Raw genomic sequence first — 15,097 nt, 5'->3', positions numbered from 1 at the left:
AGAATTAGAAGGGATAGTTATGCAAAACAAAATTATTGTTATGTTTCAAAAAGATTTTCGCTTATATGATAACCTAGCTTTATTTGAAGCTGCTCAGTCCGGTGAGGTTGTTCCGGTATATGTACATGACGAAACTTTTTCAATGGGAAGTGCATCAAAGTGGTGGTTGCACCATGCTGTAATAGATGTAAAGAAGCAACTTGAGGCATTGGGCTCTACTTTAATAATTCGTAAAGGACGTACGGAGGAAGAAATACGTTCTCTCATAGAACAATTACGTATAACGGCTGTATATTGGAATATTTGTTATGATCCGGACAGATTACAATCTAATCAAAAAATGAAAATGATGTTAGAGGATAAAGGTATTATCTGTAAGGAATTTAATTCGCATTTATTATTAGAACCGTGGATTATTAAAAAGAAAGATAACACTGAATATAAGGTGTTTACGCCTTTTTATAATGCATTTCAAAAGCAGATAATACCTAAACCTATTAGTAAAGTGCAGAGTATAAAGGGAGGAAACTCTTTACCAGCAAGCTTATCTGTTTCAGAATTACACTTGCTGCCTACTATACCGTGGACATCTCATATTGAATCAATATGGGAGCCTACAGAAGAAGGGGCATACAAAACATGTAAGAAATTTTTCTCTAGCAAATTAGCCTCTTATAGTGAAGGAAGAGATTTTCCAAATCAAAATGCTCATTCGATGTTGGCACCTTATCTTTCATTTGGTCAAATATCAGTGAGGTTGATGTATCATTACTTAATAAATAAAAGTACCGAAAGACAATGTAGTCTTTTTGAAAAACAAGTGAATAGCTTTATACGTCAATTAATTTGGCGAGAGTTTTCTTATTATTTACTATATCATTATCCGTTTACAGTATATAAACCTCTTAATAAGAGCTTTGAACATTTTCCGTGGAATAATGAAGATGAGTTATTAACAGTATGGCAGAAAGGTGAAACTGGTTATCCGTTTATTGATGCGGGAATGCGGGAACTGTGGCAAACAGGTTTTATGCATAATCGAGCAAGAATGGCTGTAGCTTCTTTTCTTGTAAAGCATTTATTAATCCCATGGCAAGAAGGAGCAAAATGGTTTATGGATACACTATTAGATGCTGATATTGCAAATAATACAATGGGGTGGCAATGGGTTGCTGGAAGTGGAGCGGATGCATCACCATACTTTCGTATTTTTAACCCGATTACACAAGGAGAAAAGTTTGATAAAAATGGGGAGTATATAAGAAGATGGGTGCCAGAATTAAGAGATATACCGAATAAATATATACATAAGCCGTGGGAAGCACCTGAGCATATTTTACAAAAGGCCAATATACAGCTTGGTCATACATATCCTTTGCCAGTTGTTGATCATAAGGCAGCGCGGGAGAGAGCACTTTGTGCATATAAAAGTATGAAAGAATTTATATAAAATACACGAGTCAATATGAATTTGATATGTAAAGGGTATAATGAAAAGTATAAGAATGTCTATTTGTGTATTAAAGTTGCATTCATTGAAAGAACATACGAATCATATAGAGTTTCTAAAACCTTCTAGTAAAAAAGGAGAATGTTTATGAAAAAATCTAGTATTATAGTGTTCTTACTAACATATGGTTTGTTTTATGTTTCTAGTGTTTTATTCCCTATTGATCGTACTTGGTATAATGCGTTAGAAAAGCCGTCTTGGACACCTCCTGGTATGACAATCGGAATGATATGGGCTGTATTATTTGGACTTATTGCATTATCAGTTGCAATTATTTACAACAACTATGGATTCAAGCCAAAAACATTTTGGTTTTTATTCTTTTTAAATTATATATTCAATCAAGCGTTCAGCTACTTTCAATTTAGCCAAAAGAATTTGTTTTTAGCAACAGTAGATTGTTTACTAGTCGCTATTACTACGTTACTTCTCATTATGTTTTCTTCCAATTTATCTAAAGTATCGGCATGGTTGCTAATCCCATATTTTTTATGGGCTGCATTTGCTACATATTTATCTTGGACAATTTATAGTATAAATTAAAGACGTAAATGAAAACTTGAGCATAATAAAAATGCTCGAGTTTTTATGTTTATCCCGCATTAACGGGCAGTAAGACCTCCACCTCAAAATTCAGCGAAAGCAAAGAAGTTAGGTGGGGATCGGGCTGCCCGTAAAAGCCCGATTGGTGAGGGCTGATTAAATTTTCACTTTATTAATGATAATCTAAAGTATAGAATATACACATCTTAGGGAGGTCATATATGTGAAGAAATGGATAAAAATTGTTCTGTACTCTGTATTAGGTATTTTAATTATCGGAAGTATTACTTTTTTGACTTGGTCTCAGTTTACTTATAAACCAACGAAAGAGGCTTTGTCTCTAGTAGATAATAAAAAAGATGAAGAGAATATAGTTTTTGGAGAGAAAGATGCTAAAATAGGAGTTATTTTTTATCAAGGAGCTAAAGTAGAAGCTGAAGCTTATAGTTATTTAGGAGAAGCTCTTGCAAAAGATGGGCATTTTGTAGTAATGCCTAAGTTACCATTAAATTTAGCGATACTTGGAATCAATGCAGTAGACAGTGTAATGGAACAGTATCCTGAAGTTCAGAAATGGTATGTTGCAGGGCATTCAATGGGCGGAGCTATGATTTCTAAATATGCTTTTCAGCATGAAGAAAAGGTAGATGGAATCATTTTCTTAGGTTCTTATCCCGCAGATGATTTCTCTACCAAATCGATTCCAATGTTATCTATTTATGGAGAAGTAGATGCTTTAGCAACTGTAGAAAAAATAGAGAACAATAAAAAGTTAATGTCAAAGAATACAACTATGCACATGATAAAAGGGGGGAATCATGCTAATTTCGGCATGTATGGCGAGCAAAAAGGTGATAATGCTAGCTTAATTACGTCAAAAGCACAACAAGATGAAACAGTTAAAGTAATGGAAGAATGGTTGTTAAAACAATGATAGACGGGAGAGGTAATAAAGAGCCAACTCATACGAGTAGGCTCTTTTATTTAACTTCTATCTCCAATTTCCCTCTTAGTTTCTCCGGAATGTCCTTTTCAGAAATAACGTCGTAAGAATAGACATACTTGCCTTTCACATGAACCTTTAAGTACGTTTTTCTTATAAAATCATTAGGAGTGTTTGTTCCTACTGTATATTCTATTTCATTCCCGGATTCATCAATACCTTTTAGTGAGTATATAGCTCTTCCTTTATGATGGTAATCTGGAACACCATACCCTTTCGCAACGGCATATACATGTTTTTCTTCAGCAAGTGGATTAAATCGGTCCAAATCCCCGCGTAATATGAACGGTAGTAAGTATATAAGGAGGCCTATTCCTAATATGCAAAGTAAAAATTTCTTCATGATTGTTTCTCCTTTTGTTAATTTACTTATTTTTAAGTATAGGAAAAAATTCTTATGAATATAGAGGGAAATTTCTTAATGTTTTCTTAATAAAGTTTAACCGTGTGAAAAAAGACTAACTTGAGCATTAAGCTTACGGAATGAATAACCAAATAACCTGTTTTCTTTATTTTTTGATGGTAGGTTATTTGGTTTTTTATTTTTCTTGGATTTAATTAACGAAAAAAGTATCTTGTACTCCTTTTGTAACTTTTTCTATATAGAAATTTTCTATAAAATAAAGGGCTTGCCTTCCAAACAAATCGTTATTTGTAACACTTTTATCAAAGCAAAGTTCTCGTGACATCACTTTGATATTCAAAAACATTAATAACCTATTGTATTAAATTTTTTGAAAATTTAGGTTTAACATCTTTAAAATAGGTGTATTACATATTACATAACAACTAAATAAAAAATCTAAAGGAGGAAAAATACCATGAATAAGAATGAAAGAAACCCGGTGGTTCATGAATATCAAAATGAGCAGGAAGTAGTTATGAAAGTAAAAGAGCTAGAATTGCAAGGGATTCGCCAAGATGATATTTATCCCGCATTAACGGTCAGTAAGACCCCCACCTCAAAATTCAGTGGAAGCAAAGAAGTTAGGTGGGGGATTAACTGCCCGTAAAAGCCCGATTGGTTCAACTAATAATCAGTGGGGGATGAACAAAACCCCACTGATTAAAGTTTCACTTTATGTTTTAGCACATGACAAACATTTAACAAAAAGGATTGCGGATGATACAAACACAAATACGATTGGAGTAAAAGAACAAGGATTGGGCACAAGTATTATTAACTTTTTCTCCAAAAAAGGGGACGAACTCCGAAATCAAATGGGGGAAATGGGGTTGTCGAAGGAGGAAGCTAACTTATATGAAGAAAAACTAGATCAAGGGAGAATTTTACTCCTAGTAACAGCTGAAACACCAACGGCGAGTGATAGGCAGACGCAAAACTATCATTCTCTCTAATAGATTGGCAACATCTGATAAATAGGTAAGGTAATTATTTTAGGTTGTAGCATTGAAAAAAATAAAAGTAGAGAAGGATGAGGAAAATGAAACATACAATATTTAAATATGCTGTGATTGGGATTACGACTGGAGTCATGGTCTCCCTATTAAAAAAAGAAAACCGGAAAGCTATACAAACTACAGGAAAAAGCGTAAAAGACAAACTACAGGAAGGAAACATAAAGGAAACATTAGAGAAGGTAACTGAGACAAGTAAACAATTCTCTGTAACTGCAGCTAATGTTGCAAAACAAACATTACCACAACTGCTTACAGCCACACCAGTTGTCATTTCTACCATTAAAGATTTAACAGAAAACGAAAATAACAAAAAGAAAAAAGATGAACAGGATTACGAAATAAATGAAAATAGTAAGGACATAGACGGAGAAAAAACGAAAAATGAAAAGAAATATATGAAAGAAGGGAAAGAAGAGAGTGCTTAGATTTAATTCTAAAAAGAGAAAGTGAGGAAAAAAGTATGAAATCTCTGTATGCGATTGATGTAGGAATTGGTTTTACCAAGCGGGCATATCGACAGGATGTAGATTCTGAGGTGACGATTAAGAGTGAAGCTTCCACGCTAGCCCCTGTACCTAATCATGCTGAAAGTGAAGATTTAACAAAAGTAAGTTTTATAGACTTAGATTTTGCATACTACATGGGAAATGAAGCACATCAATCTGACGCATCATTTCTTCCTCCATTTGACGAAGAAATAGAAAATTATTATGAAAGCGAACGGTTCAAACAACAAATATTTGGTTGCATTGCAAAGGATTATAAAGAAAATGTCGTGTTACCTTTAGTTGTTACCGGGCTTCCCGTTACTTGTTTTGGTAGTCAGCATGAGCAATTACAACGTGCACTAAAAAAAGAAACTTCCGTGCAAATTGATGGGAAATTTATTAATATTACGGTGGAAAATGCTTTGATTCTTCAGCAACCAGTCGCTTTACATGCCTATTTCTTAAAAGAGGGAATCATTCAGGAACGAGATCGTATCTTAATTATTGATGGTGGATTTCGTACATTAGAAATGACAGATATGAAACAGAATGTCATTTTAAATCATTATGAGACGGAACTAGGATGTAACAAGCCTTTGAAAAATATTAAGAATATCCTGCAGAATCATGCGGGTGAAAGTAATCACTTGCATATTAACGACATGCCAAAAATATTAGAAAAAAGATATGGATGTCGAGAAGAAAATCATCAGACAAGTCAGGTTCATACTTTGATTCAAAAAGAGTTGGATGCACACTTCCAAGACGTCATGCGTGTATTACAAGAACAATTTAAGTTAGAACAGTATGATACTATTATTTGGACAGGAGGAATAGTAGATCTCCACAAAAAACGAATTGAAAAAATGCAAGGTGAAATTTCTTCTTTCCGTATGGTAGACGCTTCGAAAGAAGCTGCACTTCATGGATACTACATTATTGGAAGTCAAGTATTTGACGACATCACCAATCAATCTGCATATGAATCTAAATTCTAATAACGACCGAAATGGAGTTTGTTGAATAGACGTACCAAATTATGTAGCTTCTTTTCCACATATAATAAATTCTTTATAAGAAAAGATAAAAAGTGCTTGTATAGAGGAAATGTTTAAAATTGAGAATAAAAATAGCTAATATATAGGGGGTCTTCCTTTTAACAGAATAAGACCTCCTATGCCATTTATTTTGTAATTTAGTTGATCAAAAAACTTTTCCTCCAAGACATGAATACCTACATACAAATTTCATATTACGGATATGATTCGATCGAACATAAAACTATTTAGAAAGGAAGAATAATATGGAATGCCTAAAAATGCCGAAATGGAGTTGGTATCATGTGAAAACTAGTGAGCTTGAAAATCTTTCTTCTATAATCCCTCGTGATGTAACATCTCATTTCTCTCAATTTGTAAAGAAAATAAGTTCTCCCTGTGAAAATGGATTATATGTTTATACGTTATCACCAAGTCAAACTTGTGTATATGGTTCGTTTTTATATGATCAAGATAAAAAGGACGCCAAAATTCAAAACTTTCTTCATTATTTCGTAGCTCATGGAATACTGATAACGGTCCAAGAAAAAGAGGAAGAGGATTTTCAAAAATTAATACATAATTCCTCTTTTAGTGTAAAAAATTGTAATAGTTCCGCTGAAGGATTATGTGCTATCTTATCAATGTTTATATCTCACTACTTACGAAAGGTTGACTATTTCGAAAACAATTTCAGAAATGTATTATGGGATTTTTATCATCATAATAACATAGCAGTTTTAGAAAGAATTTATCATATTCGTCATGAATTATTTATGAACACACATGTGTTTCGCTTAATACAAGAAGTGTTACAAGGCCTGAAAGAAGCTTGGTTAGAAAACCTAACAAACACCCTTTGTTATAAACAAACACAGGTAAAATTAGAGCGTGGATTACAACTTGTTAAAGAGTATCAAGAAGAATTAGACACGATGATTCATTTACAAGAAGTTGTTTCTTCTCATCGTGGGAATGAAATTATGAAAGCTCTTACTGTATTAACTGCTGTGAGTACGCCTTTGACAGCCTTAGGAGCATTATGGGGTATGAATTTTAAATACATGCCTGAACTAGAATGGAAATATAGCTATTTAATCGCTCTCTTATTTATTATTTTCACAACAGGGGGTATGTATATGTATATGCGATTCAAAGGATGGACAGGTGACTTATTACGAGTAAAGAAAAAGAAATCATTTTTTAAATCTAATTAATCCTGTTTATAAAAAATATGATAGATATTAACCATAGATATATGGTTTGTAATATTTATTAATTGAGGTAGTACCATATCCCCATCAAGTTAAAGTTTTGATGTCCCCGCAATGATAAAAATGGTGAATATTTATATGAAAGATTAGAGCTCTCCCTCTTGTAGGAGGGCTCTAATTTTTGTTTAAAAACTATATCATATACATGGGGGCAGACTCATCATCTGAAATTTGTCCGGATTCAATTTAGAATATGGCAAAAGAGAACTTGCGATTAAAAACAAGCTCTCTTTAAAAGAAATAACGTAATTGAGATACTTATATAGTAACAATTGTTTTCTTCTAATTCCATATGTCATATGTTGAGAAATAAATTATAAGTGGGTTGATAAAGCTAAAATGAATGATTGACATAATATTTTGACGATAATATAATAAATCTCGAATTCAAGATAATTTGTAAAGGATTGGTAATTAAGAGCGTGATTAACGATGAGAGCCTATCTTTAAAGTTATTTGTTATATTATCAAGGGAATTACAGCCAATCACTAAACGTATTGAAAAGGATATAAAAATTTATGGACTTAATCCAACTGAATTTGCAGTGCTTAAGCTACTATACAGTAAAGGCGATCAGCCTATACAAAAACTTGGAGACCAAAATATTACTTGCAAGTTTTTGTATCACGTATGTAGTGGATAGGTTGGAAAAGAAGAGGTGAAACCATGTCCTAAAGACCGCCGTGTCACGTATGCATTAATTACTTCAGAAAGTATTGAATTGGTGACACTAATTTTTCCTCAGCATAAAGAGGGGATTCGGCAAATATTTGGTAGTTTGGACTATATTGAGAAAAAATGATAATGAAACAGTTGAAAAAGTTAGGATATTACGCACAGAAATTGTAAGTTTTTAGAGGTTATTTCTGTTTAGTAATATCCTAATTAAATATAAATTAAATAAATAGGAGGGAAAATTAATAAATAGTAGTAAATGTATTGTAGTACAAAATAAAGAAATTATGTAATTGCAATTGATATAGTAGGAAAGATAGTTGTTATGCATAACGTATACATATTGTCCTTTTCATTATAAATCTTTCATAAAGCGGAGAGTGGGAGTGGGTATCAAGAATGGAATTACGTCATTTAGAGTATTTTATTCAAGTTTGTAATAATAATAGTTTTACTAAAGCTGCGGAAGTTCTAGGTATTTCACAGCCGACTTTAAGCCAACAAATCCGTGTGTTAGAAGGTGAACTTGATACACCCTTGTTTCATCGAGTTGGAAGAGGTATCAAAATGACAGAAGCGGGTAAGTTGCTATTTGATAAAGGAAAATTTATCATGCAACAATTTGATGACGTTTATAATGAAATTTTTGAATTAAAGGGGGTAAAAAGAGGGGTAATTACTATAGGAGGTTTATTAGAGGATCTCACTTATTTAACACCTTATATTATGAAGTTTCAACAACATTATCCTAACATCGTAGTAAAAATTATAGAATCTGAAGTTGCTGTAAATCAAATCGTTGATAAAAATATTGATATAGGCATCACGCGTAGTGCTCAAATTCCAGACACATTAACAAGCACCCTTTTGTATAGCGAAGAGCTTGTCCTTGTCATTCCAAAAAATCATCCTTTGAATGAAACATCATTTGTTTCTTTTCGAGAATTAGTAGGACTGAGTAGAATAATGGTTTCATGTAGTTGTCGTGAATCTATTAAAATATATTGTGAGAGTTTAGGGTTATCTTTATCTGAAGCAAATATAGAAACAAAATCTTCTATTTCTCTATTGAGCCTTGTATACAATGGACATGGGGTTGCCATAATACCTCTTTCACTGGTTAACTTCGTTAATAATGATACTTTGAGCATAGTTCGTATTATTGACCCAACACCAAGTCAAAATATTAATCTTATTCACTTTGATGATAAATTTTTAAGTTTTGCAGCACGTATCTTTATGCAGAAGTTAAATGAACCTAAAAAAGTATTAGTATAATAGAAATAATAATGATTATAGTGTGGGAATTAAAAATGATACATAATTCTTAGGATAAGACCCAAATTACAGTCAAAGGGCAAGTAGATTTATATGTGTGGTGTAGTCGCTTCAAAAGGGAATACCATGGACTTTTACTTAAGGGAAAAAGGGCAGACTTTGCAAGGAGAGAAGGCTGTTAAAAACAAGTCAAGTTAATCAATTAATTCTTCGCTCTTATCGCATAGTAACAGATTCCATATAGGGATATACACTGCTATTCTGAATCTATATATCCTTATTGTAGAAAGAAAACCACCGGCATTATACCGGTGGTTTTGATTTAGAAAGCAAAGCAAGTACAACCAATACCCCATTTAGTTCCATCTTTTCCTATTACGGTATGAGTGTGTTGATGGAGAGGGTTACTACAACTATGTAACTTGTTATCATAGGAATCGTGAGAAAGTATAGTGTTGTCTAGGTTAGCACCACCATAACCATAAACGCCCGTCGGTGACCAATCAGGGGATGCTGGCGGCAATTCAGGTGATAAATTTTTAAATTCATCATTTCCATAAACAACCTGCCCACCCATAATGGTGAGTAATGATTCAAGATCTTTGATTTCTTCTTCTGGCACAGTAAAGTAATCAGCAGACAATACAGCAATATCAGCAAACTGACCTACTGCAAGGGTTCCCTTTTTACCTTCATCACCAGAGAACCACGCACTTCCTTTTGAATATAATTCCAGAGCTACTTTTCTATCAAGTTTATTTTTTTCGTCGTATATCGAAAGACCACCAATGGTTTTTCCGGCAACCATCCAGTAAAGAGCGACCCAAGGGTTATAGCTGGAAACCCTAGTTGCATCACTCCCTGCGCCAACAGGTATACCTAGGTCTAACATACGATAAATCGGAGGAGTACGCTTTGCAGCTTCCTTTCCGTATAAATCAACAAAGTATTCACCTTGAAAAGCCATGCGGTCTTGGATAGCAATACCGCCATTTAAAGCCTTAACACGTTCCATACTACGATCTGAGATTGTTTCTGCATGGTCAAACCACCATCGTAGACCATTAAAAGGAATTTCTTTGTTGACTTCCTCAAATACATTTAAGAATCGTGTGATTGACTCGTCATAAGTTGCATGTAAACGGAATGGCCAACGATTTTCTACCAATAGAGAAATTACTTTCTTTAAGTCAGCTTCCATCATCGTAGCTAGTTCGGGCTGTGGCATTTGAAATTTTTCAAAATCGGCTGCCGAGAATACTAACATTTCTCCGGCACCATTCATTTTATACTTATCATTTCCTTGACCTGGAGAAACAATTTTTGTCCATGAAGCAAAGTCTTCATATTCATGATTTGGATTTTGTGTAAATAGATTATAAGCAATACGCAAAGTTAATTGTTCCTTCTCGGCTAAATGTTCAACAACTTTGTAGTCATCAGGATAATTTTGGAAACCACCACCTGCGTCAATGGCACTTGTAATACCTAATCTATTTAATTCGCGCATAAAATGGCGAGTTGAATTAATTTGGTCGTCAAAATTAAGTATTGGAGCTTTACCCAAACTTGAATAAAGAATAGAAGCGTTAGGATTTGCAATTAAAAGGCCCGTTGGATTACCTCGTTTATCCCGTTCAATTAAACAACCTGGAGGGTCTGGGGTATCTTTCGTGTATCCCAGTGCACGTAGCCCTGCACGATTTACAAGTGCTCTATCGTAAAGATGTAGCACAAAGACAGGCGTGTCTTCAGAAACAGCATTAATCTCTTCTAATGTTGGCATCCGTCTCTCTTTAAATTGAAATTCAGACCAACCTCCAACTACTCTTACCCACTGAGGAGCAGGTGTACGCCTTGCCTGTTCTTTGAGCATTTCTAGAGCAATAAAAAGTGATGGCACGCCTTCCCAACGTAATTCCATATTATAATGCAGACCACCACGAATAACGTGTATATGAGAGTCATTCAGGCCTGGAATAGCTCTCTTTCTTTTTAGGTCTATTTTTTTTGTTTTTTCCGTAGCACTATTAAGAAGCTCATCTCCACCTACTGCAGTGACTAAACCATCGGTTATGGCGATAGCAGATACCTCAGGCTGAGAAGGGTCAAGGGTAGTAATTTTTCCGTTGTATAAGATCATATCCGGTAAATTCATGTTCACACCTCGTCTACTTTCTATTATTTTGTAACCATGGATGAAATAATTTACCGAAAATCGGCATGACTACCCATGATAGCAAGGACACTATACATACAGAAACAAAAAAAGCTGACATAATAGGATTCATATGTTTTATAATAGGTCCTATCACTTTAGGAACTAACATGCTAAGAGGCCATACACCCAGAAGGGTAACGATAGACATTTTCCATTTTGGCGGTGGAACTGGCGTTTTCGGAGTAACAAACCAATAAGCCAAACTGCTTTCAGTTTTGTAAGTTGGATTAGTGGCTTGAAGTTGCTCCGCCGTTTTTAACAAATCCCGGCGAACATCTGATTCTTGCCAAGCACATAGATGCTCATACGTATCAAAGCGAAAAATAACAGTATACTCTCTGGATTCGTTACTTGGGACTATTAGATTTACACCTAAATGTCCTGGGAATTTAGTAGCCGCAGCCTCAATTTCATGTCTCCATGTTTCAAACTGTTTTTCTCTACCTTCTTGAATTTCCCATGTAACAATCGTTGTTACTGGATTGCCGGCATCCATCGTGTTCCCTGTATAAGTCTCTTCGACAGCTACTCCTTCTTGTTTCATATTTTCCTGCTTGGAAGCGCGCCATGCACCATAGTATATGCGTATTCTACACCTTGACCATAAGCACCAGTGTGTTCCTTTACAATCTCCATTACAGCATCATAAGTGTCTTTGTGTGCCCAGTCACGTTGGTATTCAAGTAAAACTTGAATTGCTGTCACTGGAATTGCACCAGCTTGTTCTACACGACGCATAGCAGCGTTATGTGCTGTCAAACTAGTACCACCTGAAGCATCATCAACTGCATATACCTCATAGCCAGCTTTAATTGCTTCAAGCACAGGGAATGCAAGGCAAACTTCAGTCCAAAGTGCTGCAAATATTAATTTCTTTCTACCGGTTGCTTTAACTGCCTCAACAAATTTCGGGTCTTCCCAAGAGTTCATTGAACTACGTTCTATAATTTCATGGTTTGGGAATATATCAAGAATTTGTGGCCAAAAATAACCAGAAAAGCTGCGTGTTTCAACTGTAGTAAGAATAGTAGGTACGTTAAAAGTTTTTGCTGATTTAGCAAGCAGCATAACGTTATTAATCAATGTTTGTCTATCAATACTTGCAACTCCAAAAGTCATTTGAGGTTGAAAATCAATTAAAATTAATGCACTGTTCTCCGGATTTAACAATTCTAAATTACTCATAATAAACAGCTCCTTTTTTAATTGTTTAAAATTAATATTATTGAAAAAATATATTTTCTGTTAATTAAACCTGTAATCGTAAAAATAAAATATTTGCTATACCTTTTAATTTAAAAGAGAGTGCTGATTTAATCAGCACTAAATGTATACTATCTATTTTTTTGAAAGAAAAGTTATTATGCATTTTGTTTACTAAGATCTCGCTGCGCGCCCATATAGCTTCCAATTATATTTTGATAGCCTGGAAGATTACTAGCAAGCAAATTGCCAAAACCTTCGACATCGTTGCGCCAATCGCGTTGTAATTCGCAAGCTACGCTAAACCAGTTCATAAGTTGCACGCCACTATGTGCCATGCGAGTATTTGCAGCATCTGCAACTTGTTTACTGAAAGTTCCCGAAGCATCAGTAACAGCAAATACTTCATATCCAGCTTTTATAGCGGAAAGTGCCGGGAAAGCAACACAAACGTCCGTAACTACGCCCGCGATGATAAGTTGCTTTTTTCCAGTTTCTTCGATTGCTTTTACAAAATCATCATTATCCCATGCGTTAATTTGTCCAGGTCGAGCTATTTTTTGTGCGTGAGGAAAGAGATCAACCAATTCTTGCATTAAAGGTCCGTTAGGTCCGTTTTCAAAGCTTGTTGTTAAAATAACTGGTAAATCAAAAAATTTAGCAGTGTGAGCAAGAGCTAAAACATTGTTTTTGAATTCATCAACACCATAGTCACGTACTAGTCCAGACATAAGACCAGTTTGATGATCTACTAAAAGCACAACAGCATCATCTTTGTTAATACGAGAATAGAGATCAGTCATTATGTATTCCTCCTAAAAATTAAGTAATCGAAGAAAGTTTAAACAGTAGAATATTACCAAATTTCTTCGTTTGTTACGATTAGTTTGTAACTAAACTGACCGTTAATATGAGTTATAGCAGCATTCACAGAACATGAAGTGCTATACAAATTTATAGTATTTGAAAACTGATTCGTTAATCAATTCTAAATTATCTATAATTCGTATAGGTCGTAACTATAGTTGTTTTCACTATAAAATAGATTGATTTTACCTATACATTCTATAGATAGAACGATATTGATAGTCACCTATTTTTGTTATTAGAATTGAATAGGAGGAATGTTCAGTAATTATTTTATGATGAAAAAGGTATTAGAGGGGGGATTGTTCCAAAAGGAGAAAATGAATGCATTGGAACAATAGAGTTTCATACTTAGAGTTCACAACATAAACGTGCATGAATAGGTTATGAGATTCATCCGGATTCATTGAAGAAAAGGATACATATTAGAATATTTTTTGGAGGTAGAAGCATGGCTAAAATTACTGTAGGAACCGAAAATCAAGCACCAATTGAGATATATTATGAGGACCATGGCATAGGAAAACCAGTTGTACTAATTCATGGTTGGCCGTTAAGTGGTCGATCTTGGGAATACCAAGTTCCCGCTCTTGTTGAGGCTGGATACAGAGTTATAACATATGATCGTAGAGGATTTGGAAAATCATCTCAGCCGTGGGAAGGGTATGACTATGATACCTTTACTTCTGATTTACATCAACTATTAGAACAGTTAGAGCTTCAAAATGTCACACTTGTTGGTTTTTCTATGGGTGGAGGCGAGGTAGCCCGGTATATTGGAAAATATGGAACCAATAGAGTAGAGAAGGCTGTATTTGCAGGAGCTGTACCACCATACCTTTACAAGTCAGCAGATCATCCTGAGGGTGTATTAGATGATGTAGCAATTCAAGGATTTGAAAATGGAGTAAAAAATGATCGCCTAGCATTCCTTGATGAGTTTACGAAAGGATTTTTTGCTGCTGGAGATCGAACTGACTTAGTTAGTGAACCATTTCGACTTTACAATAGGGATATCGCTGCGGGTGCATCACCTAAAGGAACACTAGATTGTATCGCTGCTTTCAGCAAAACAGACTTCAGAGGCGATTTAGCCAAGGTTAATATACCTACCCTTGTTATTCATGGTGATTCAGATGCAACTGTACCATATGAATATAGTGGGAAATTAACACATGAAGCAATTCCTAATTCTAAAGTAGCATTAATAAAGGGTGGTCCACATGGGCTAAATGCAACGCATGCTAAAGAATTTAATGAAGCACTCCTATTATTTTTAAAGGACTGATTATAACTATATAATTGTTAGTTGATAAATTATAAACAAGTAAAAAATAAAGCTTTATAAAAGATGCTCTTGGATAAATCCAGGAGCATCTTTTTAAATGGTGATATTGAGATGTTAGGCTGATAAATCTCCATTAATTTTGGATTGAATACTCTTCTTAACAGCTAAAATGTATTGATTAGAGTTTTTAGATTTCTTAGAAGTATTGTTATATTACTATCAAGATAATATTTTGAATAATCCTCAAAACAAAGAAATATACATTTTTTTGAGGAAGAAATATATTG

General features: G+C 34.3%; 15 protein-coding genes and 2 pseudogenes. 11 read left to right on the top strand and 6 right to left on the bottom strand.

Translation table 11 applies throughout. The features are described from left to right. Positions 1-19 precede the first annotated feature (19 nt). The 3 genes from ACS2MN_RS09215 (at position 20) to ACS2MN_RS09205 (ending at position 2,987) form a co-directional block, all read left to right on the top strand. On the top strand, positions 20-1,450 hold the full coding sequence (locus ACS2MN_RS09215; RefSeq protein WP_346994511.1) for a cryptochrome/photolyase family protein: 1,431 nt from the start codon (positions 20-22) through the stop codon (positions 1,448-1,450). 147 nt (positions 1,451-1,597) lie between these two features. After that, positions 1,598-2,053 (top strand): TspO/MBR family protein, encoded by a 456-nt coding sequence (locus ACS2MN_RS09210; RefSeq protein ID WP_000749758.1) that lies wholly within the window; start codon positions 1,598-1,600, stop codon positions 2,051-2,053. Positions 2,054-2,276: 223 nt separating this feature from the next. Then, the gene (locus tag ACS2MN_RS09205; RefSeq protein WP_000758850.1) at positions 2,277-2,987 is read left to right on the top strand and encodes an alpha/beta hydrolase; all 711 of its coding nucleotides are present in this window, start codon (positions 2,277-2,279) and stop codon (positions 2,985-2,987) included. 46 nt (positions 2,988-3,033) lie between these two features. Here the strand turns inward: ACS2MN_RS09205 and ACS2MN_RS09200 are convergent, their stop codons facing one another. Together ACS2MN_RS09200 and ACS2MN_RS09195 are read right to left on the bottom strand one after the other, a co-directional pair. Next, positions 3,034-3,399: a YxeA family protein gene (locus ACS2MN_RS09200; protein ID WP_000714081.1), complete on the bottom strand. Its 366-nt coding sequence runs from the start codon at positions 3,397-3,399 to the stop codon at positions 3,034-3,036. Positions 3,400-3,610: 211 nt separating this feature from the next. Beyond that, the gene (locus tag ACS2MN_RS09195) at positions 3,611-3,766 is read right to left on the bottom strand and encodes an acyl dehydratase (protein ID WP_080119719.1); all 156 of its coding nucleotides are present in this window, start codon (positions 3,764-3,766) and stop codon (positions 3,611-3,613) included. A gap of 111 nt (positions 3,767-3,877) precedes the next feature. On the opposite strand from ACS2MN_RS09195, the pseudogene ACS2MN_RS09190 reads away from it, so the two are divergent. The 7 genes and pseudogenes from ACS2MN_RS09190 to ACS2MN_RS09160 form a co-directional block, all read left to right on the top strand. Further along, a pseudogene (locus ACS2MN_RS09190) lies at positions 3,878-4,000 on the top strand (general stress protein); the annotation flags it as partial. Positions 4,001-4,103: 103 nt separating this feature from the next. Beyond that, on the top strand, positions 4,104-4,415 hold the full coding sequence (locus ACS2MN_RS09185) for a general stress protein (protein ID WP_430384453.1): 312 nt from the start codon (positions 4,104-4,106) through the stop codon (positions 4,413-4,415). A gap of 86 nt (positions 4,416-4,501) precedes the next feature. Beyond that, positions 4,502-4,903 (top strand): hypothetical protein, encoded by a 402-nt coding sequence (locus ACS2MN_RS09180; RefSeq protein ID WP_016108727.1) that lies wholly within the window; start codon positions 4,502-4,504, stop codon positions 4,901-4,903. A 35-nt stretch (positions 4,904-4,938) separates the two neighbouring features. Continuing rightward, a complete protein-coding gene (locus tag ACS2MN_RS09175; protein WP_346994512.1) occupies positions 4,939-5,964 on the top strand; it encodes a ParM/StbA family protein in 1,026 nt (341 codons plus the stop codon). A 305-nt stretch (positions 5,965-6,269) separates the two neighbouring features. After that, positions 6,270-7,220 (top strand): magnesium transporter CorA family protein, encoded by a 951-nt coding sequence (locus ACS2MN_RS09170; RefSeq protein WP_000388990.1) that lies wholly within the window; start codon positions 6,270-6,272, stop codon positions 7,218-7,220. A 479-nt stretch (positions 7,221-7,699) separates the two neighbouring features. After that, positions 7,700-8,127, top strand: a pseudogene (locus ACS2MN_RS09165) (MarR family winged helix-turn-helix transcriptional regulator). A gap of 225 nt (positions 8,128-8,352) precedes the next feature. Next, entirely contained in the window at positions 8,353-9,231 is an 879-nt protein-coding gene (locus tag ACS2MN_RS09160) for a LysR family transcriptional regulator (RefSeq protein WP_000423199.1), read from the top strand. 322 nt (positions 9,232-9,553) lie between these two features. Here the strand turns inward: ACS2MN_RS09160 and ACS2MN_RS09155 are convergent, their stop codons facing one another. The 4 genes from ACS2MN_RS09155 to ycaC form a co-directional block, all read right to left on the bottom strand. Further along, positions 9,554-11,389: an amidohydrolase gene (locus ACS2MN_RS09155; RefSeq protein WP_142344943.1), complete on the bottom strand. Its 1,836-nt coding sequence runs from the start codon at positions 11,387-11,389 to the stop codon at positions 9,554-9,556. A gap of 13 nt (positions 11,390-11,402) precedes the next feature. Further along, a complete protein-coding gene (locus ACS2MN_RS09150) occupies positions 11,403-11,996 on the bottom strand; it encodes an antibiotic biosynthesis monooxygenase (RefSeq protein ID WP_098805235.1) in 594 nt (197 codons plus the stop codon). Next, a complete protein-coding gene (locus ACS2MN_RS09145) occupies positions 11,993-12,637 on the bottom strand; it encodes a hydrolase (RefSeq protein WP_000067162.1) in 645 nt (214 codons plus the stop codon). The genes ACS2MN_RS09150 and ACS2MN_RS09145 overlap by 4 nt, the downstream gene beginning before the upstream one ends. A 176-nt stretch (positions 12,638-12,813) precedes the next feature. After that, entirely contained in the window at positions 12,814-13,458 is a 645-nt protein-coding gene (ycaC, locus tag ACS2MN_RS09140; RefSeq protein ID WP_000131221.1) for an isochorismate family cysteine hydrolase YcaC, read from the bottom strand. Between the two features lie 515 nt (positions 13,459-13,973). Here ycaC and ACS2MN_RS09135 point away from each other — a divergent pair. After that, the gene (locus tag ACS2MN_RS09135) at positions 13,974-14,810 is read left to right on the top strand and encodes an alpha/beta fold hydrolase (RefSeq protein WP_346994513.1); all 837 of its coding nucleotides are present in this window, start codon (positions 13,974-13,976) and stop codon (positions 14,808-14,810) included. The last annotated feature ends 287 nt before the right edge of the window (positions 14,811-15,097 follow it).

The organism is Bacillus cereus group sp. BceL062 (genome assembly GCF_051780025.1).
In the GTDB taxonomy this organism is placed as follows: Bacteria; Bacillota; Bacilli; order Bacillales; family Bacillaceae_G; genus Bacillus_A; species Bacillus_A toyonensis.
The sequence above is the reverse complement of the archived record's forward strand: the minus strand, read 5'-3'. Positions and strand labels throughout refer to the sequence as shown.